The organism is Arthrobacter sp. 179, assembly GCF_052379645.1.
In the GTDB taxonomy this organism is placed as follows: Bacteria; Actinomycetota; Actinomycetes; order Actinomycetales; family Micrococcaceae; genus Arthrobacter_H.
Genome location: NZ_JBQSYU010000007.1, coordinates 92,691 through 111,987, shown reverse-complemented (window position 1 = coordinate 111,987; position 19,297 = coordinate 92,691). Strand labels below are relative to the sequence as shown.

The window sequence follows — 19,297 nt, the reverse complement described above, 5'->3', positions numbered from 1 at the left end:
CGAATGGATCTGTCGTGGCCCAGCGACAGCCACAGCCCCGGTCCTTGCGCGTGTTCAGCTTCGCTTGCGGGCGATCACGATCAGTTCACCCTGGCCTTCCCCGATGACTTCGCCAGCCCAACCGCTGAGCACCTGTTCGAGAGTGAACCCTGCTACCGCGAGATCCTGGCGCAGCTGTGTTTCAGTGCGGAAGGAGAGAATCAGCGTGGCGGTCTCTTCCTCACGGCCGCGACGGAGCCGGTGTTCGGTCAGAAGTGCCAGCCCGTCGCGAGGGACAGTGCAATCAATCCACGTTTCGACGGTCGTGCCATCGGGGAGTGTGTAGGTATCCCGCGTGTTGGCCGGAGTCCACCGCTCCCAGACACGGGCCGCAGGATCGCGGGAATCGAAGATCAAACGTCCGCCGGGGACCAGTGCCCAATGAAGACCTTCAAGGGTTTGGGCCCAGGCTGCCTCGTCGCTAATGGCTTGGGCCACATGGGAGGTCATGATGGCGGTATCGAAGAGAACCCCGTCGGGGATCCTGGTTGATGTTCCGTGAACCCACCTGATGTTCTCGGCGTCCGGTTTCCTCCGTGCGGCATCAAGGGCCTCGGCATCCGGATCGATGCCGACGACGTGATGACCATCGGCAGCGACGGCCCGGGTGAGTCGTCCAGTGCCGCATCCCAGATCAAGAACCTGGCTGCTCGGGAGCTCGTTGATGACGGTGAGGAAGAACGCGTCGTCCACCGACCACGGGTTCTCAGCGTCGTAGAGGGCGGTGAGCTGTTCGCCGGTCAATGGTGAAGTCATGGCCCCACGGTACGGTCGTTCAGCGATGCCGTCATCTGGACCCTGCGGCCGTAGCCAGGCAGCCCGAGATCCTCTTCGGTATCGATCAAGCCACGGTGGAAGTCGGTCGCGGGGAGCACCTCGACAAAACCGGCTCGGGAGTAGAACGGTGCATTCCGGGGCACGTCGGCATAGGTCCGTAGGGAGACCCGGTCATATCCGTGTACCCGGGCTTCAGCGAGGGCAGCATTAAGGAGGAGTAGGCCATAGCCCTGCCGGCCATGTGCGGGGGCCACCGACAGTTGTTCCAGATGGGCCAGCCCCTCGACTTCCAGGACATGAACGAAGCCGAGAATGGCGGGTGGACTGCCCTCTTCGGCAACCAGAAGGTATCCGTCCGCTGAAAGTCTGGAGGCACCGGAAGGGGCAGGGGGCCAATGAGCAGGGGACAACCAGTCGATCAAGAGCCGGTCGGCGTCGTTCTCTAGCGCTTCGATCGATGCCGCGTCGGCCGGGGTCGCAGGGCGAATTCGAAGGGCCATGGACCGATGGTACGACGAGGGTCCGGCGGGCGATGCTGGGTACACTCGGCGCATGGTCACCATTGACGAAGAACCGGACTGCGGAAATTCCCCGCGCAAGGAAATCCTCAGGGATCTGGTGGTCGCCCTCGCGCAACGCGACGTCGAACACCTTGAGGCAGTGCTCGACGAGGAAGTTTCCTGGACGGTGGTCGGGCGGCAGACCGTGACCGGGCGCGCGGCAGCCCGGGAATTGGCGTTGGCCCTTCCCCCGGTTGACGAGCTGAAATTTGGAACGTTCCTGACGCACGGACGTGGTGCCGGGGTCGATGGGGTCCTGCGGCTAGCCGATGGGACGGAAACCGCGTTCTGCCATGTCCTGCGTTTCAAAAGCACGGCGAAATCAGCGAAGGTCGCCGACATCAACAGCTACCTCATCACGGTGGTTGGCGAATCGTAAAGAAGCTTGCGAGGTGCGGAAGGCTTTTCGCCGCTGATCCGTGCCATACGATGGCCGAAGCTGCAGATGCTTGGCCACTACAGAGGGGATGTAGCGGGAAATGACTGAACTTCCTGACGGACCTAAGTCCTCGCGGACTAGTGGCAGAAGCAGGGTAATTGCCTTGTTGATCGTTGCCCCCCGCAAGCTCCATCGTCCTAGTCCCCCTCCTCTATCTGGTCTGGGGCCCATGGCTACCGAGTCGGGCCGTTGTCCATGTCGGCACCGACAGCGTCGAATATGGCTCTCTTTCACTGCTGCTGGTAGGGGCCTGTTCCCTCGCAGCGGTGGCGTTCATCATTGGTGGTGCGACAGCAAGGGGCTTCTTGAAGGAAAGCCATTGGTTTCAAACCGGGAAATCCATCGCCGTCGGGATTGAGGCCGGTGGCTTCGGTTTGATTGGTTTTGCGGTGGCCAGTATTTTGGCCATCGTCGGCGTTGTGCCCTACGAGGCCTCGAGCGATTCGGTGGGCTGGGGCTTGCTGTGCTTCGTGTTCCTATTTATCGCCGCGATCTGTGTCTATGTTGCTTTCCTGCCGCGCGCGCAGATCGAAACCCTAACCACGGAGGATTCGTCACGCTGAACACGGACCCCGGGGCCCAGGATTCCTTAGCTGTTCTTTCGGTGCGGTGTGAGTGGCTGCGAGAGTGCGGCCCGAAGCACTCTGGTCCACAAAGTTCGACGAGAGGGCGATCTGGCTGGAGCACCGCATTCCCGTTCGGCGCGATCCAGACTTTCTTTCACTAGGGCGTTGTGGAGGGGCCTGAAGAACAACGGCCAGGTGATGAGTGCGATACCCCGCGGCCTCAAGAACAGTTCGTGTCGAAGCAGCGTTGAGTCGGTTGAGTTACTGAAGGCCGCAAAGGAATGGTGTCCGTGGAAGCCCTCCGGACCAGTGAACCGGAACTTCACCCGTCGGCCCGGTTCGTAGTGCTCGATGGTGTAGCGGACCGGGCCGTGCCCGCCGGCGGAACCTACCTCGAGTCCTCGGTCCAGGCACATGGCAGGCCAGTCATTGCTGGGCCAGAGGCGATCATTGGAGCTGGCCAGTGAATCGATCAACTCAGCGACCACTGCTGGGGGTGCGGCGATTTTTCGCTCATGCACATTGAGGACCATGGAGGACAAGATACCGGAGAGCGCTGGAAGCGAATACGTTTTTCGGGAGGGCGCCGATCCGCGCGTGGTTTTCGTCCAGAACTTCTTCGCTCCTTCAGCTATGGACGGCCGACCCGGGATTGCCACTCCGGCTACGATTGAGTCATGAAGCTCTGGGGGAAAGCAGCGCTACGGGGCGGTATTCCGCTCGTGCTCATGTCGGGCATTGCGGCGCGATTGGCGGCGTTGGACCAGACATCAGACGCACGCGGCACGCTGACTGTCGGTGTCATCGTTGCTTCGGTCATGGCGGCTTCGGTGATCTACGACGTTGAAGCGTGGACCCTGAGGCGCCAGACGGTTATTCACTTTTTGGTGATGGCCCTGACGGTTTTTCCCGCTCTGTGCTTGAGTGGCTGGTTCCCCGCACAAACAGCTACGGACATTCTGGTCATCGGAGGGTACTTCCTGGTTATCGGGCTCGTCGCCTGGGTTCTTGCGTATTGTGTTTTCGGTATCGTCGTTCCGCGTCTTCAAAAACGAGGCAGCACGTCGGCCAGCCCTCAATAAGGCCAGCGCCCCAAGCGTGGGCGTGGATCGCCAGAAGGTCCTCGGGTACGTGGGATGCGGGCCCTTCATTTTGTGCGGAGCTGGATAGCGGGGGCTAATTCCCTTGGTTTTGCGTGTATCGCGATATATCGTTGAGTATCGCTGTACATCGTTGGCGATTCCCGAAGGAGACCAAAATGCGTAATTCATATCCGTCAGGTGGATTCGACGGCAACAACATGGACGGTATGTGGCAGGCCGTGGAAGAGCTGCGAGCACGATTCGGGAAACGCCCGGGCACGCGTGCCGGACGCGGCGAGGTGCGCACAGCGGTTCTGGCCCTGCTCGCAGAGCGCCCGATGCACGGATATCAGATCATCCGCGAAATCGAAGAGCGCAGCGGTGGTAGCTGGAAGCCCAGTGCCGGCTCCGTCTACCCCACGTTGCAGTTACTCGCCGACGAGGGTTTCATCAGTTCCGAGGAATCCAATGGACGCAAGATCTACTCGCTCACCGAGGCGGGCCGGGAAGACGTCGCTGACAACGATGAGCCGGCTCCCTGGGAGACCAGCGGGGCAGCCTCAGGCTCAGGTTTCGCGGCGCTTCCCAAGGCCGGTGTGGAACTCGCCCAGGCAGCGTCGCAGGTCGGTCGCACCGGAACTCCGGAACAGGTGCAGGAAGCCGTGACGGTGCTCGACGAGGCCCGGCGTCGGCTCTACTCGATCCTCGCCCAGGGCTGACGGGGGTGGCGTCGGTTCGTCGGGATCGGGCAGATCCGGTGGCGGGGGCCGGCAACACCCGTGCCCGCTATCGGCGCATCCTGCGTTTCGCGGCCTGGCACCTGGTGGTGACCTGGTGGTTCGAACTGTTCCTTCCACGGATCGGGCTCAGATGGATGGCGGACCGGGGGCGGACCGAAAGGATGCGGCGCTTTGCGCAGCGTTTCCATCGGCTTGCGGTGGAACTGGGCGGTTTGATGATCAAGGTAGGGCAGTTCATGTCTTCCCGGCTCGATGTCCTTCCGCCGGAGATCACCGCCGAGTTGGAAGGTCTGCAGGACGAGGTTCCTCCTGTTCCGTTCCCCGCGATCCGGGCCCTTGCCGAGGCTGAGTTGGGTGCCGGGCTGGAGCAGGTCTTCGCCGCCGTCGAGGAGACACCCATTGCCGCAGCCTCTCTCGGGCAGGCGCACCGGGCACGGCTGGTTCCCAGCCTGGCCGCCGATACCGGTTTCGACACGGTGATGCTGAAGGTTCAACGACCCGGCATCGAGGCCATTGTCGACATAGACTTGGCGGCCCTGCGCAAAGTCGGCGGCTGGCTCAGCCATGTGCGCCTGGTCTCCAAGCGCGCGGATATGCCGGCATTGGTCGAAGAGTTCGCCCAGACGAGCCGCGAGGAAATCGACTATCTGCAGGAAGCGGCCAATGCCGAGCGCTTCGCCGCGGACTTCGCAGAGGACGATCGGGTGGCGGTCCCTGCCGTGGTCTGGGAGCGAAGCGCCCGCCGCGTCCTCACCCTGGAGGACGTCACCGCCATCAAGATCACCGATGCCGTGGCGCTTCGTGCTGCAGGCATTGATCCGGCACAGGTGGCCCCCGTTTTCGCCTCGATTATGTTCGACCAGATGTTCACGAACGGTTTCTTCCATGCCGATCCCCACCCCGGAAACATCTTCGTCACCCCAACCGGCGACTCCTCTGCGGAGCACCCTTGGAAGCTGACGTTCATCGACTTCGGCATGATGGGGGACGTTCCACCCAGTACACGAAGCGGACTGCGGAAACTACTGATCGCCGCAGCCTCCCGGGACGGTAAAGGGCTCGTAGCCGCGATCGGCGACGTGGGGGTGTTGGTGCCCTCGACCGATACGGGCGAACTGGAGCGGGCCATGACGCAGCTTTTCGCCCGCTTCGGGGGGATGGGCTTCGCCGAGCTGAAGGACGTGGACCCGCGCGAATTTCGTGAATTCGCGACTGAATTCGGGGACGTCGTCAGGTCGTTGCCGTTCCAATTGCCGGAGAACTTCCTCCTCATCATCCGGGCGATGTCCCTGACCTCGGGCGTCTGCAGCACGCTAGATACCCAGTTCAACTTGTGGGACTCGGTGGAGCCCTATGCGGGGCAGCTGCTGCGCGACGAGCGCGGAAATTTCGTGCAGGACGTCGCCCGCGAGGGGCTCGATGTCGCCAAGGTCGCCGTGGGGCTGCCCAAACGCCTGGATGGCCTCATCACCGGAATCGAAGACGGGACCCTCTCGGTGGCCAGCCCCCGGCTGGAACGCCAAGTCGCAGGGTTGCAGCGCACCATCCAACGGGCGGTGGCGGTCCTGGTCTTCGGTGCCGTGCTCATCGCCGGATCCCTGGTCCGTCCCGACGACGTGGTGCTGGGCAACGTCCTGATGATCGGGTCTGCCGTTCCGCTGCTCACCGGACTGTGGGCGGGGCGCCGGCGGCCCTGAGGCGGCAAGCTCGCCGAAGGTCTCAGCCGAGGGCCTCTTTCAGCACGGTGTCCAGACGTTCGAAGTCCTCGTCCATCCCGGCGTCCAGGCCCGAATCGATCATGGCGTCGCAGGCGTGTTTGGACGGGTAGGTCGAGGTGGCCTCCAGGGCGCTGGATCCGTCGCCGTGATCGACGAAATGCAGCGTCTCCAAGGTGACGTCGTGGTCCTCCTCGTACTCCCAGGTATGCACGATCAGCCCGGGAGAGACCACATGATAGGAGCCGTGGAACGGCCAGCTGCCGCCACCCTCGGCTTCGACGATGTAGTGGAACGCCCCTCCGGTGACCGCATCGAAGCGTTCCACGCGGACTGTGGTCCCCCGCGGGCCCATCCATTGCCTGAACAGTTCCACGTCCGTGTGGGCGCGCTGGACCAAGGCGGCCGGGGCGGAGAATTCGCGCCGGTGCACCACGCTTTGTTCGCCGACGCGGCGGTGTTCGGTCAGTCCCGGATGGTGGATGTCGTGCGGATTCATGATCTTTCCCCTGACGGTTGGATCGGAGTGCTCCGGAAGGCGGGCCAGTACGGCGCCGAGACGTCGGTGGCGGTGCTCGAGCCGACGTCGTCGCTCCTGGAGCCAATGGTGCGCGGCATCCAGGGTCTGTTCTTCCAACTGAACGCGGCGCGTCCGGCCCTCCCGACGGCGGGTGATCAGCCCGGCGCGTTCCAGCACGCCCAGATGCCGCGTCAGGGATCTCTGGGAGATCTCGAACAGGGCGGCCAGGTCACCGACCGTGGCATCCGTCGCGGAGAGGTGGTCGACGATCGTCGCTCTCACCGGATCGCCCAAGGCGGTGAACGTCTGCGTTACGGGGGTGCTCATCTTCCGATTCTTCAACCAGGGAATCCAATGTCAAGGCCTGCCGGTCCCCGGGGCGGCGCGTGGCCCCGGGGAACAGGGGCTATTCGGAGAGGTTGGCCAGGCGTGCCGGGCGCAGCAGCTCCTCCAGTTCGGTGCGGCTGAGCAGGTTCTGCTCCAGCACCAGGTCGGCGATCCCGCGGCCGGAATGCAGGGCCTCCATGGCGATCGCCGTCGAGGTGGCGTACCCCAGCTGCGGGGTCAGCGCCGTCACCAGGCCGATCGAGTTCTCCACGTTGGCCCGCAGCAGGTCCTCGTTGGCGGTGATACCCGACACGCAGTTGCGGGCCAGGGTCAGGCAGCCGGCTTCCAGGTGGCGCATCGACATCGACAGGGAGTGCACGATCACCGGTTCGAACGCGTTGAGCTGGAGCTGTCCGGACTCGGCGGCCATCGAGATCGTCACATCGTGCCCGACCACCTGGTAGGCGACCTGGTTGACGACCTCGGGGATGACCGGGTTGACCTTGCCGGGCATGATCGAGGACCCTGCCTGAACGGCCGGCAGATTGATCTCGTTGAAACCCACCCGCGGGCCGGAGGACAGCAGGCGCAGATCGTTGCAGATCTTGGAGAGCTTCACGGCCACGCGCTTGAGCACGCCGGAAAGGTGCACGAAGGCGCCGACGTCCTGGGTGGCTTCGATCAGGTCGGGGGAGGTGGTCAGCGGCAGACCGGTCAGTTCGACCAGGTGCCGGCAGGCGGACTCGGTATAGCCGTCGGGGGCGTTGAGCGAGGTGCCGATCGCCGTGGCTCCCAGGTTGATCTCATGAACCAGCTCCAGGGACTCGGCCAACCGGTCGTGGTCTTCGCGGATGGTCACTGCGTAGGTGCCGAACTCCTGGCCCAGCGTCATTGGTACGGCATCCTGCAGCTGGGTGCGGCCCATCTTCACCACGGTACGGAATTGGCTGGCCTTGGCCTGGAATGCGGTTTCGAGTTCTTCGATGGCCGCCAGCAGCGGGGCTGCGGTGAAGGAGGCCGCCACGTTCACTGCCGTGGGGTAGACGTCGTTGGTGGACTGGGAGAGGTTCACGTGGTCGTTGGGGTGCAGGTGCTGGTAGTCCCCACGTGCGTGGCCGAGGATCTCCAGGGCCCGGTTGGCGATGACCTCGTTGGCGTTCATATTCGTGCTGGTCCCGGCACCACCCTGGAGGACGTCGACGATGAACTGGTCATGCAGGGCGCCCCCGGCGATCTCCGCGCAGGCGGCATCGATGGCTTCGGCACGGGTGGCGTCCAGCAGACCGAGTTCGCGGTTCGCCCGGGCCGCCGCCTGCTTGACCAGGGCCAGGGCGCGGATCAGGTGCGGGTTCGAGCCCACCTGCTGGCCGGTGATATGGAAATTTTCCGAGGCGCGCAGCGTGTGCACGCCCCAGTAGGCTTCGGCGGGGACTTCGCGGTCACCGATCAGATCGTGTTCGAGACGGGTGGCGGCCAAGGTGCTGATGGACATGGGGTGATGCTCCTGAAGGGTGTTGCTCTGGGTGGGTATGGGAAAAGCGGGGGAGGGGACGACGGCGGTGTCGGCCGGTCCCGGAAGTATCAGGCGGGGACGGCGGTGAGTTCGCCGACGCGTTCGCCGCCGCCCAGGGCGCCGACGGCCAGGAAGGGGTGCAGGGCCGCGGCCAGGGAGGGATCGCCGCTCAGCCGGGACAGGGCCGCCGCGGCGACGGGCATCCGCGCCCGGTCCCCGCCGTCGGAGATCTTCAGGGCCAGTCCCGTGCCGTCGGGCAGGCCGATGGCCTGGATGCCCTCGAAACCGTCCTTGGCGACCAGCCCGGGGACGGCGCGCATGATGGCTGTGACATCACGTCCCTCGCCGGCGACCAGCTCGGGGTGGGCGCGCATGGCATCGGCCACGGCACGTTCCGCGGTGCCCTCGGCGGCCGCGGCCAACCGGCCGAAGGCCCGGGCGACCCCGGCCAGGGACAGGGTGTAGACGGGGGTTCCGCAGCCATCGGTGCTGGTGGTGCCGACGTTCTCGCCGGTGAGGTCCTCGACGGTGCTGCGCAGTAGTTCGTTGATCGGGTGGGATGTGTCGAGGTAGCCCTGAACGGGCCAGCCACGTTTCACGCAGAGGGCGACGAGCGCGGCATGTTTGCCCGAGCAGTTCTGGGCCAGTCGGGTGGGGCCGTTTCCAGCCTGCAGCCAGGCGCTTCGTTCTTCGGCGCCATAGGGCAGGTCGGTGCTGTTGGCCAAGGCCGAGGCGTCCATTCCTGCGTCGGCCAAGGTGGAGGCGGCGATGTCCTGATGGCGCTCGGAACCGGAGTGGCTGGCCGCGGCCAGGGCGAGTTGTTCGCTGGACACGGCCAGGCCGGCGCGCACCATGCCCACGGCAAAGAGTGGTTTCAGGGCCGAGCGCGGGTAGAAGCCCGCCTGGCTGTCGCCCATGCTGGAGGAGATGCTCCCGTCGGGTGCGGTGGTGATCAGGGATCCGTAGTGGACGGATTCGACGGCATCGCCTCGGGTCTGGACGGCGAGCGGGGCGTGGGAGGGAAGATTCACTGGGATCCGTTCTTCACGAGATGGTCGACGGCGCCGTGGACGGCTCCGAGGTGTTCCTGCAGGGCGGTTTCGGCGGCCGCGGGGTCACGGGCCCGGATCGCCGAGACGATTTTCTGGTGTTCGGCTTCCGAGGCACGGCGGCGGCCAGAGACCAGGTTGATGGTCTCGGACTGGCGGGCCATGGCCTCGCGGATGTCCGCGATGACCTTGATGAAGACGCCATTGCCCCCGGCGGCGGCGATGGCCAGGTGGAAGGTGGTGTCTAGTTCCACCCAGGCTTCGGCGTCTTCCTCGGTCCGCATCTGCTCCATGAGCGAGGCCAGGCGTTCAAGATCCGCGGGAGTGCGTCGTTCGGCGGCCAGTCGGGCCGCCGGGCCCTCGATATGCGGGCGGGCCTCGAGGAGGTCGGTGGAGGAGAAGGTGCCCAGCACCAGGTCGGTGGTGGCGTGGTCGGCGATGACGAAGGTGCCGCGGCCGGTCTCGGTGCGGGTCAGACCCAGGGACGCGCAGGAGCGCAGGGCCTCGCGCACGACCGAACGGCTGACGCCGAAGCGGGCGCCCAGGGCTGCCTCCGAACTGAGTTTGGTGCCCACGGGCAGGTCGCCGGCTTCGATGGCCTTTCGCAGGGAGGCGAAGACCGCTTCGGGGGCGCTCGTGCGCTCGATCGGTTGCTGTCCTGCTGTCCAGCTGTCTGACAGGTTCATGAACAGTAGGATGGCACCGATCACAGTCCGAGGTCAAAACAGGCGGGCCTCCGGAGCCGATACACTCTGGACGCGGCGGATGCTCGCGAGCTCCCTGCTTCGGTCTTTCGCCGGTCCCTGGAATTCGGAGCCCGGTGAAAGGCCCAGGCTCAAACGAGTGTCCCAAAGGTTAGGCCGCTACTCCAGGATTCGATACCCCTACGGAGCTGATTTTCGGTACGGCCCAATCATGGAATGGTGGCCTGAGGAGGATCTATATGAGGCCGCTCAACCGTTTTTGGCGGCTACTCCTCCTGTTGTGACGTTCCACCGATGCCCATGGCCCATGTCTTCGCTCAGTCCGATCAGTCGCGACGCCAAAGAGGAGAACCGGTCACGGACGGGGCATGGCCCGCACTGCTGGAGAGGTGAGCAACACCAGAACTCCGAGTGCGCCAATTGCGCAGGTGAAGACACCCAAAGTTGCGTCAAGCCTAGCTTGAATGGCGGCTCCTGCAACGATCGGAGCAGCCACCGTGGCGAGTCCGCCGACAAGGCTGAAGGTGGCCATCACCCGTCCCTGCATGCCTGGAGACGTCTCGGCGAACACGTGTGCGAACAGCCCCCCGTTGAGCGCAGGAGAAGGAAGCATTGCGAGGACGCCCAAGACAAACAGTGTCCACGGTCGTCCGTCACACAGAAATAGCCCGGCAAAGATGGCGGTCATCCAAGACAGCCCGACGATCGCCAGGGGGCCAGGGGGGAATCGATCTGTCAGTGCCGGGGCTATGGCACTGCCAATCAGTCCACCGACAGCAAACCCGGCGACGGTGATCCCCGTTGTTAGCGCGTTCACCCCTGTTGAGGCCAGGTGCAAAACCGTCCAGGACGTACCGGAAAAAACCATGAGATTAACCAGTGGCGCAGCGACCAGAACTCGCCGTAAGGCACGGTGTTGACGTAGAAACGACAAAGCCTCCCGGTACCCCAGGAGCGCTTGAGCATATCGGCCGCGAGGGGAGGCACCTGAGTCCTTATCTAGGGCATGTCTCCTTTATTGACGGAGCCAGGTCAGGATCGCACTGATAACGACGGCAGCACGGTAAGTGATCGCGAGCTTGTCATAGCGCGTAGCCAGTCCTCTCCACTGTTTGACGTAGGCAAAGGACCGCTCGACGACGCTACGGTTCTTGTAGGCAATAGCGTTGAACGCTGGTGGGCGTCCACCCTTGCTGCCGCGGTTCTTCCGTGCCGCGATCTGGTCCTTCTTCTCAGGGATCACTGCCGTGATTCCACGAGACCGTAGGTGCTCGCGGTTGGCTTTGGAACCGTAGGCGCGGTCGCCCAGCACCGAGTCAGGGCGTGTGCGTGCACGGCCAGCGCCGTTGCGCGGGACTCGGATATCAGCCAGCACCTGAGGGAGGATGACTCCGTCGTGGCGCTGGCCGCCAGTGATCACGATCGCCAATGGTCGACCTCGACCGTCGACGGCATGGTGGATCTTCGTCGTCAGACCGCCACGCGAGCGGCCGATCCCGTGGCCAGCGGGTTCGCAGGCATCATCGGGAAGATTCTTGTAATTCGATGTAGCCCCCTGTGTCCTGCTCAGGACGACGGGTGTTCGTCGCGTGCTGGTGAGCACGATTGATCGTCCCATCAACGGAGATGTTCCAATCGATATCACCAGCAGCGTCTGCATCGGCCAGGATCTGGGCCAGGACTCGGTCCCACGTGCCGTCGGCGGCGTAGCGTCGGTGGCGTTTCCATACCGTCTGCCACGGGCCGAAGTGTTCGCGCGGGAGGTCACGCCAGGCAATGCCAGCCCGGTACCGGTAGGCGATGCCTTCGACGATCCGGCGATTGTTCTCGAAGGGTCGAGCTCTCTTGCCGGTATTGGAAGGCAGGAGAGGCTCTATGCGTTCCCATTGTTCGTCAGTGAATACGCGATGCCTTGGATTGATAGTCACCAGTCCAGCTTCGCAGTCGGAAACTCGCCAATAAAGGAGACACGCCCTAGTCCCTCATGTGTCACGGGGCCGAGGTCCTGGCGAATGTGTCGCAAGGTCAGGAGGAAGCCCAGGTCGCATAAAACGCGAAGCATAAACGGGGCTGACGGTATGAGGGCGTAGAGTCCACCCGAAGCGGGACTGCCGACGATCTGCAATGTGGAGCTGCGTGCCTGTTCGGCACTCATTGCGCGCGGAAACTCTGGAGGTTTAATCAATGACCGGGCCGAGGCGTCGAGGGCGGGATCGGCGATTCCCGCCGCACCCGCCGACACCACGAGCGCAACGACCACTGCCCAGGCAATCCAGGCTCTTCCTTCACCCCCTGCCAGGGTCAGGGTGGTCAGCAAGGCGACGAGCACGGTGTTCGCGGCCAGTGCCGCGAAAAGCGCACGGCGCAACAGCGTCCGACGGGAGATCACGTCAGCCAAGCCACCCCCTATGGGCACTACCAGCAGTTCGATTCCAAGAATGAGGCCGCTGATCAGACCGGCCAGGGCGACACTGGCCGTGACGTCGACGAGTGCCAGCGTTACTGCCACCATGGTGGAAGTGCTCACAGCAAGCAGTGTTGTAGCTGCATACCACTGCCGGAAAGCAAAGCGTCGAAAAGGATTCGGCTGGCTCTCGGAGTCGACGTGATTCTCGTCGGCGATGCTCAAATCACAACTCCCCGTGTGTCTCGAGGGCTAAACTTCGCTGCCAGGTCACGCTTGTACATACGATGTCAGCCATTTCCGTGAACAGGCGAGTGTATTCTGGCTCAGCCCAGATCTGCTCCTGCAGATCGGCCCCAGAACTCAGCGCAGAAGTCATATTGGCGATCCGCTCCCCGAGCTCAGCTATCCGACGGAGCCTCCACTGCTGGGTATCAGAATCCACGAGAAGCTGCTGATCTGGATAGTTGTTGTGCGCCGCGGCGAATTCTTGGACTGAAGCCACCGCTTCTATGGCACAGGTGCTGGTTTTAGCGAAGGTTGAAGAGATGGCGTCGACCTGAGGAGGAGTAGGGACTCCCGATCCAGTGATGACATCTTCGACAAGAGCATTCGCTGCGAAGAAATTTTGAGCCGCGCGGAAGAGGTCGCGGCAGTACCGAGCACTAGAGCGGACATAGCTGTCATAGATGCCATCAATATTCATACGAGTACTTTCTTGATTAGAGAAGTGCCCTGCTGGCCATCGATATGGCATACAGGGCACTTCAGCAAGTCATTAGGGGCGGGTAGGACGGGGGTTGATGCCACCACGCATAATGGATCTCCTTTCTGTAAGGCCGCTAGCAGGTCTGTAATTTCATTACACAACGAATGTTATGTGAGTCACATTAAAAAACACAAGACCCAACTTCGTCTTTAATTCCGGCCGGAAAAGGAGCACCCTGACGATGAAGAAATTTGCTCCTTGCTACCTCGACCTCAAGATGATTCGCACGGGACCGGTGTCTCGTCCCAAGCCGGAACCATCCTGCTGACCGGGACTGCGAAAACCGTCAGCCTGCCAACAGCCGTGAACACCGCGTTCTGCCGTGGCGCAAACCATTCGTCGCGCAAGACCCGGCGGCGTTCTGGCTCGTTGCCTCGGAGTCACCATCTCGCGGCTCATGGAGTCCTTGGCCGCTGAGGCCCCCGCCGTGCTGGAAGCCATCAATACCACCCACGCCGGTGGCCGAGCCCGAGTTGGGGAAGTTGCCGGGGCGGGGGGCCGGCACCGCGACGTCCGTCGGATCCTGGAATCCGGCGGGCGCATGGTGCCCGGGAGTGGCGGTGCCCCTGGGGCGGAGCGGCTCTCGCCGACACGTTGAAGAAGCGAGGCCGAGGCCGTCCGGGGCGTGGCTCGAGGCCGTCTCAGGTCGTCGCGCTTCGCTTGACCGAGGAAGAGCTCTCAGTCGTTGACGCACGCGCCGAGCGTGAGGGGAAGACCCGTTCTAAAATCATCCGTGAAGCGCTGGCCGAATCCGGCGCGTGAAAGTTCACGAGTCCGCGCTCGAGCATGCTTTGTCTTGCTTGAGGCACGGACTTCGCACGTGAGTCCGGACGAAGAGGCCCACGGGTTGACGGGGACGCGTAGGGTTCAGGGGAAGGACCCCATCAGCTGAAGGAGCGACCCATGACGTTGAAACCAGCCGAACGCCAGGTCACCAGCGAAGAGCTCGCAAAGAACCTGTCCCTGTCCGGTCGGAGCCGGGAGCAAGTCTGCGAAGACCTCGAATTCAGCGACGAGGCGCTCGACGCGGCGCTGGAGCTACGCGAACTGGTGGACCCCGTCGATGTGTGGGTGCTGCGCGACTACCTCGAGCAGACGGCCCGCGATGCCGGCGCCGAACCTGCCGCGTACACGGTGCTGACCGAAGAGGCCAGGACCGAGGCCTACCGGTGGTTCGAACTGCGCCAGGCCCCGCGAGCCGGTTCAGGGGTCACCGCGGACTGATCCCCGACTGAAGCCGGGATCGTTCGCGCGGATCCGTGGCGGCGGCGACCGCCGCCATGGCCAGACCGTAGGCGCCGTCGAGCACTGCCTGATCGGCCCCCTCGCTGGTTCCGAAGGACGCGAATTCGGCGGTATGGGGTGTGGCGCCGTCGGTGGGGTATCCCACCATCGGGTGGATCGAGGCGACCAGATGCGAGACGTTGCCCATGTCGGTGGACGCCGCGGGAGCCTCCAGCAGCGGCACCTCGCGGCCCCGATCGACCATCGCGGCGGCATAGGACTCGGCTAGGAAACGGTTCTGGCGCAGATCGGCGAAATCGTGGCCCTGCGGTTCGATCTCCAGCGTGGCGCCACTGGCCAGGGCTCCTGCCTCGAGGCATGTGCGGATCTTGTCCTGGATGAGGACCAGGGTCTCGGCCGACGGGGCCCGCATTTCCACCCGGGCGTGGGCCCGGGCCGGAATGATGTTCACGGCGGTGCCCCCCTCGAGGACCACCAGCGAGACGATCGCCCCGGCCGGTAGCTGCTGACGGGCCAGTCCGATGGCCGTCTGGGCCACCACCACCGCGTCCAGGGCGTTGACCCCTGCCGCGGGGTTCATTGCCGCATGCGCCGGAACCCCCGAGAAGTAGGCGTCCCAGCAGCCCAGGGCCAACGAGGCGGAGCCGACCCCGTCCGTATCGGCCGCATGGCCCATTAAGGCCAGATGGACCCCTGAGAAGAAGCCCTCGTTGATCAGATCGACCTTGCCTCCGGTGGTCTCCTCCGCGGGAGTACCGAAGACCTCGACCGTCAGGCCCAGCTCTTCGGCGACGTCGGCGAGTGCCAGCGCGGTGGCCACCGCCATGGCCCCGTTGACGTTGTGTCCGCAGGCATGGCCGAGCCCCGGCAATGCGTCGTATTCAATACAGACGGCCACGACCAGATCCCCGGAACCGGTGGTGGCATGGAAGGCGGTGGGGGAGTCCGGCTGGTGGTCCGGGAAGTCGAAGCCGGCCCCGGCCAGCACCGTACGCACCCGGGCCGCGGAGCGGTGTTCGTTCCCGCCGAGCTCCGGGTCGGCATGCAGGGCGTGGCTCAGTTCCAGCACGGTGGCACGATCGCGGTCCAAGGCCCGGGAGATCGTGGAGGCCGGTTCCTGGATGGCGGGACCGGCGTCGTGCCGGGTCTGGTGCGGATTCATGCTGTGACCTCTTCGGTGGGGGCGGATGCGGTGACCGGGGTGTACCCGCGGGAAAACAAGGTGGCGACGAGGGCGGCCAGGATCAGGGTGATCCAGATGGCGATCATCCCCTTCATCAGGATATGGCCGTCGGCGGCGAAGGTGGAGGAGAGCATCTTGACCACCGCCGCACCCACGGCGATGCCCACCGAGAGCGCCAGTTCGTTCAGTCCGGCGGCCGTGGCCGTTTCCTCCAGCGGGACCCCTTCGACCGAGAGCGCCCGGGTGGCCGATTGGTAGATGCCCATGCCCATGTTGAACAAGGCGAAGCCGGCGCAGTATCCGGTGAAGGAGCCGTGCCCCAGGGCCATGACCACGAACCCCGAGGCGAGGGTCGCCCCGGCCAGCATCAAGGTGGTGCGTTCGCCGATCGCCGTCAGCGCCCGGCCGGTCAGCAGCGAGGCGCCGAGGGCGAGGACCGAGGCCAGGGCGAGGACCAGGGCGATGGCCAGCGGATCGAGTCCGAAACCGTAGCCGGCGGCCTCGGCGTCGGCGTGCAGGAAGATCCCGTTGGTCCCGAAATAGCTGACCGAGGCGAAGCCGAAGAAGAACGTGGCCAGCGAGACGCTGCGTACGCGCGGGACCGCCAGCAGGCGCAGGTTGATGAACTGCTTCTCGGCGCGGGCGTCGATGCGGGTCCACCACAGCAGCAGGCCCACCCCGATGATCCCGGCGAGCAGGGTCTTCGCCGACAGCCAGCCCCAGTCCGGGCCCATCGACAGGGCGATGACCAGGCCCACGAGCCCCAGGGAGCAGCAGGTCATCGGCAGCAGGGCGATCGGCTCCCGGGTGGGGGCCCCGGCGTCGGGCAGGAAGAACGTCATGAGCAGCGCCAGAAGGGCGAACGGCACCCCGACCCAGAACCCGCGGGCCGGATCGTGGGCCCCGATCAGACCGGCCAGCAGGCCGCCGAATCCGACCATGATCATCAAGGTGCCGATCATGACGCTGACGCCGCGCCGGGTGTCGGCCGAGCTGGTCACGCGCAGGATGCCCATCATCAGCGGGATGAAACCCACGACGCAGGTGAGCATGACGACGCCGATGCTCACGGTGAGCAGGGTCGGGGCCAGGGCCATGAGCAGGACCCCGGCGGCGACGACGACCGTGGAGCAGCGCAGCACCAGTCGATAACCGAAGCTGTCACCGAGCCGGGAGATGATCGGGGTCATCACCGCGAAGGAGACGTTGGAGATCAGGAAGATCCCGTTGATGGTCGGGTCGTCGATGTCCAGTCTCGGGCCCAGGGCCGGCAGGATCGGGTTCAGATAGCCCTGCGTGACGCCGCTGAGCGCCTCGATCAGCGCCATGGCCACGATCATGCCGGTGATGGTCCGCCGCACGATGGGTGCGGAGGCCTCGTGGGTGGTTCTCATGGGGAATCCTTGGTGGGTGGGCTCTGCCGGGGGCCGGGCCCTGGGGGCCGAACCTCCGATGTGCGGTACATCACCTATTTTGAAGGTGTACGGTCAGGGCACGGAAAATCCAGTGGAAACATCATTATTTGGATTACTCACGAAGGAATCGTCCATGATCTCGGAACTTGATCTCAAGATCATCCACGCCCTGCAGATTGCCCCTCGCGTCGACTGGGAGCAGCTCGCGACGGTCCTGGACGTTTCGGCGGTGACCCTGGCCCGCCGCTGGGAGACCCTGCGCGAGGCCGGCATCGCCTGGGTGACCCCGTTCCCGGGGCCGAAGTACCTCGAGGCCGGCTGGTCGGCCTTCGCCTACCTGACTTCGACCCCGGCCCGACAGGCGGAACTGATCGAACGGCTCTGCCTGGATCCGGCGTTCGCCACCGTTTCGCTGGTCTCCGGACCCCACGACCTGTTGGTCGATTGCTATGCCTCCTCCCACGACGAGCTGATGCGCACCCTGACCCGCTCCTTCGCCGAGCTTCCCGGGCTGGTCCACCGTGACGTGATGTTCTCCACCACCCTGCACCGCGGGGCCTCGGAATGGCGGTCCGGGACGTTGGAGCCGGCCCAGGTACGCCAACTGGGCGCCCCGGCACGGCCGGTGCGGGGCGGCCACGTCCCCGACGCGCTGGACACCCGCCTGGTGCGGGGGCTGTCCTCCGATGGCCGGATGTCCTGGGCCCGGCTGGGGCAGGAATGCGGCGTATCCGCGCAGACGGCCCAACGCAGGATCAGCCAGATCCTCGATTCGGGGTTCCTCTCCCTGCGCTGCGACGCCGCCCTGGAGATCGAGGCAGGACAACGCGAGGTCTCCCTGCTGCTCAGCGTTCCGGCGACCTCGGTGGAGGAGATCGGGGCCTATCTGGGGAACCTTCCCGGCTGCCGGCTCAGCGCCGAGGTGCTGGGGGCCGCGAACCTGCTGGCGACCCTGTGGGTGCATGAGTTCTCCGAGGTCCGCGGGCTCGAGGTGGAGCTGGCCCGGCGGGCCCCGGGGTGCACGGTGGTATCCCGGCAGGCCACCGTGCGGCACTATAAGCGGGCGGGCCGGTTGCTCGATGCCGGCGGCCGCTCCTGTGGCACGGTCCCGGTCCCGCTGTGGGAGGCCGGCTCCGGACGCTGAATCCGCCGGTGGCGACCGGGGTCCGCGCGGTGTCAGCCCCCGGGGGTGGTGACCGGGGGCCCCTGCGGCTGTCGCCGGGCGAAGCGGCGGGCCGCCCGTCCCCACCGCAGGAAGTGGGCCGTGGACAGGACCAGGCCCACGGCCAGAGCGAACGAGGTGACTTGGCCGAAGAACGATCCTTCGCCCCGGATGACCCCCACGTAGTACTGCAGCGCCTGCGCCAGGAACAACAGCGGGAAGACCATGGCCCGGAAGAACGACTGGTAGGGCATGGACAGCGCGAACCGCAGCGCCTGGCGGCGGAGTTCGGCGTCCTGGGGCAGCGGCGTCCTCCCACGGATGATCCGACGCAACAGCGCCGTCTGGTCCCTGTTGACCCGGGCATCGTGCAGGACCTGGTCCCGCAGGTAGGCCCCGCAGATCATGGCGGCCAGGCCGGTAGCGTAGAGGGCCAGCTGGGTGTTGCCCAGCAGGTGGTAGACCAGCTGTCCGGTGTCGCCGGTGGGACGGGAAGGGGCCCCGGCCAGCAATGAAATCCAGAAGATGGCCTGTGAGCCGATCGCGACCAGGCAGGCCATCTGCCGTTGGAGGCGTTCGGCCGCGGGCATCCTGCGTGGCCCACTGATCAGCTCATCCGGGCGGCGGGCGCGGATCCACCGCCCGGTGCCGATCCCGAAGCCGCTCAAGACGAAGCCGCTGGCCACCAGGACAAGCGCGGGCCAGACGGAGTTTCCATTGGTCAGCGCGTGGGCGAGGGTGGCCAGGATGCCGATGGCCAGCAGGGCCGATCCGCTGCGTTGCCACCCCGTGCCGAAGGCAGCCGTCCACGCGGTGCCCGGGGTCCGCACCGGCGCGTCGACGCTGCGGGTCCCCAGACACCAGGCGGCCCCCACGAAGGCCGTCGGCGCCAACGCCGCCAACAGGACGGCCCCGGGGGACCTCGCCGAGGAGGTGGCCAGGACCCACGCCAGCAAACCGGTGGTGAAGACCTGGCCGCCGACGACTGCGGCCAGATACATCACGATCTTCATCTATCGGGGTCCCTCGGAGGTTGGGTGGTCGAAGAGCACCAACCCTTTCAGCCGGGCGCCCGCCCGTCAACGTGG

General features: G+C 65.2%; 20 protein-coding genes. 8 read left to right on the top strand and 12 right to left on the bottom strand.

The genetic code is table 11. The annotated features are described in order from the left end of the window. Positions 1-54: 54 nt before the first annotated feature. Both ACT3UE_RS06655 and ACT3UE_RS06650 read right to left on the bottom strand, forming a co-directional pair. Positions 55-795, bottom strand: coding sequence for a class I SAM-dependent methyltransferase (locus ACT3UE_RS06655; RefSeq protein ID WP_444554976.1), 741 nt, complete (start codon positions 793-795; stop codon positions 55-57). Next, on the bottom strand, positions 792-1,316 hold the full coding sequence (locus ACT3UE_RS06650) for a GNAT family N-acetyltransferase (RefSeq protein ID WP_444554977.1): 525 nt from the start codon (positions 1,314-1,316) through the stop codon (positions 792-794). The genes ACT3UE_RS06655 and ACT3UE_RS06650 overlap by 4 nt, the downstream gene beginning before the upstream one ends. A 52-nt stretch (positions 1,317-1,368) precedes the next feature. Here ACT3UE_RS06650 and ACT3UE_RS06645 point away from each other — a divergent pair, with 52 nt between their 5' ends. The 5 genes from ACT3UE_RS06645 to ACT3UE_RS06625 all read left to right on the top strand — a co-directional run bounded on the left by ACT3UE_RS06645 (position 1,369) and on the right by ACT3UE_RS06625 (position 5,900). Continuing rightward, positions 1,369-1,755, top strand: coding sequence for a hypothetical protein (locus ACT3UE_RS06645; RefSeq protein ID WP_444554978.1), 387 nt, complete (start codon positions 1,369-1,371; stop codon positions 1,753-1,755). Positions 1,756-2,081: 326 nt separating this feature from the next. Continuing rightward, complete coding sequence (locus tag ACT3UE_RS06640) at positions 2,082-2,378, top strand: hypothetical protein (protein ID WP_444554979.1); 297 nt, start codon at positions 2,082-2,084, stop codon at positions 2,376-2,378. A gap of 680 nt (positions 2,379-3,058) precedes the next feature. Beyond that, positions 3,059-3,463: a DUF3021 domain-containing protein gene (locus ACT3UE_RS06635; protein ID WP_444554980.1), complete on the top strand. Its 405-nt coding sequence runs from the start codon at positions 3,059-3,061 to the stop codon at positions 3,461-3,463. 176 nt (positions 3,464-3,639) lie between these two features. Further along, entirely contained in the window at positions 3,640-4,182 is a 543-nt protein-coding gene (locus tag ACT3UE_RS06630; protein WP_444554981.1) for a PadR family transcriptional regulator, read from the top strand. Between the two features lie 5 nt (positions 4,183-4,187). Beyond that, entirely contained in the window at positions 4,188-5,900 is a 1,713-nt protein-coding gene (locus tag ACT3UE_RS06625; RefSeq protein WP_444554982.1) for an ABC1 kinase family protein, read from the top strand. A 22-nt stretch (positions 5,901-5,922) separates the two neighbouring features. Here ACT3UE_RS06625 and ACT3UE_RS06620 read toward each other — a convergent pair whose 3' ends face one another. From ACT3UE_RS06620 to ACT3UE_RS06590, 7 genes are all read right to left on the bottom strand, one after another. Further along, positions 5,923-6,765: an ArsR/SmtB family transcription factor gene (locus ACT3UE_RS06620; protein ID WP_444566459.1), complete on the bottom strand. Its 843-nt coding sequence runs from the start codon at positions 6,763-6,765 to the stop codon at positions 5,923-5,925. A 79-nt stretch (positions 6,766-6,844) separates the two neighbouring features. Beyond that, entirely contained in the window at positions 6,845-8,257 is a 1,413-nt protein-coding gene (locus ACT3UE_RS06615; protein WP_444554984.1) for an aspartate ammonia-lyase, read from the bottom strand. 89 nt (positions 8,258-8,346) lie between these two features. Continuing rightward, positions 8,347-9,309 (bottom strand): asparaginase, encoded by a 963-nt coding sequence (locus tag ACT3UE_RS06610; RefSeq protein ID WP_444566458.1) that lies wholly within the window; start codon positions 9,307-9,309, stop codon positions 8,347-8,349. After that, on the bottom strand, positions 9,306-10,013 hold the full coding sequence (locus tag ACT3UE_RS06605) for a FadR/GntR family transcriptional regulator (protein ID WP_444554986.1): 708 nt from the start codon (positions 10,011-10,013) through the stop codon (positions 9,306-9,308). Before ACT3UE_RS06605 ends, ACT3UE_RS06610 begins: the two co-directional genes overlap by 4 nt. 1,033 nt (positions 10,014-11,046) lie before the next feature. Beyond that, positions 11,047-11,953 (bottom strand): IS5 family transposase gene (locus tag ACT3UE_RS06600; protein WP_444566472.1). Its coding sequence is split into 2 segments (ribosomal slippage): positions 11,047-11,586 and positions 11,588-11,953, totalling 906 coding nucleotides; the frame shifts between segments, so codons are not numbered across the junction. Positions 11,954-11,955: 2 nt separating this feature from the next. After that, positions 11,956-12,660 carry a hypothetical protein gene (locus tag ACT3UE_RS06595; RefSeq protein ID WP_444566457.1) on the bottom strand — a complete coding sequence of 235 codons (705 nt, stop codon included), beginning with the start codon at positions 12,658-12,660 and terminating at the stop codon, positions 11,956-11,958. A gap of 1 nt (position 12,661) precedes the next feature. After that, a complete protein-coding gene (locus ACT3UE_RS06590; RefSeq protein WP_444554988.1) occupies positions 12,662-13,141 on the bottom strand; it encodes a hypothetical protein in 480 nt (159 codons plus the stop codon). Between the two features lie 657 nt (positions 13,142-13,798). Between ACT3UE_RS06590 and ACT3UE_RS06585 the strand changes: the two genes are divergently transcribed. Continuing rightward, on the top strand, positions 13,799-13,966 hold the full coding sequence (locus ACT3UE_RS06585) for a ribbon-helix-helix protein, CopG family (RefSeq protein ID WP_444566456.1): 168 nt from the start codon (positions 13,799-13,801) through the stop codon (positions 13,964-13,966). Between the two features lie 141 nt (positions 13,967-14,107). Then, the gene (locus tag ACT3UE_RS06580) at positions 14,108-14,428 is read left to right on the top strand and encodes a DUF2316 family protein (RefSeq protein WP_444554990.1); all 321 of its coding nucleotides are present in this window, start codon (positions 14,108-14,110) and stop codon (positions 14,426-14,428) included. On the opposite strand, the gene ACT3UE_RS06575 is transcribed toward ACT3UE_RS06580, so the two are convergent. Further along, complete coding sequence (locus ACT3UE_RS06575) at positions 14,415-15,611, bottom strand: M20 family metallopeptidase (RefSeq protein WP_444554991.1); 1,197 nt, start codon at positions 15,609-15,611, stop codon at positions 14,415-14,417. The two genes, ACT3UE_RS06580 and ACT3UE_RS06575, sit on opposite strands and share 14 nt — an antisense overlap. Then, positions 15,608-17,026, bottom strand: coding sequence for an MFS transporter (locus ACT3UE_RS06570; RefSeq protein ID WP_444554992.1), 1,419 nt, complete (start codon positions 17,024-17,026; stop codon positions 15,608-15,610). Before ACT3UE_RS06570 ends, ACT3UE_RS06575 begins: the two co-directional genes overlap by 4 nt. Before the next feature lie 154 nt (positions 17,027-17,180). Here ACT3UE_RS06570 and ACT3UE_RS06565 point away from each other — a divergent pair, with 154 nt between their 5' ends. After that, a complete protein-coding gene (locus tag ACT3UE_RS06565) occupies positions 17,181-18,191 on the top strand; it encodes an Lrp/AsnC family transcriptional regulator (RefSeq protein WP_444554993.1) in 1,011 nt (336 codons plus the stop codon). Between the two features lie 32 nt (positions 18,192-18,223). Here ACT3UE_RS06565 and ACT3UE_RS06560 read toward each other — a convergent pair whose 3' ends face one another. After that, the gene (locus ACT3UE_RS06560; RefSeq protein ID WP_444554994.1) at positions 18,224-19,222 is read right to left on the bottom strand and encodes a hypothetical protein; all 999 of its coding nucleotides are present in this window, start codon (positions 19,220-19,222) and stop codon (positions 18,224-18,226) included. Positions 19,223-19,297 lie beyond the last annotated feature (75 nt).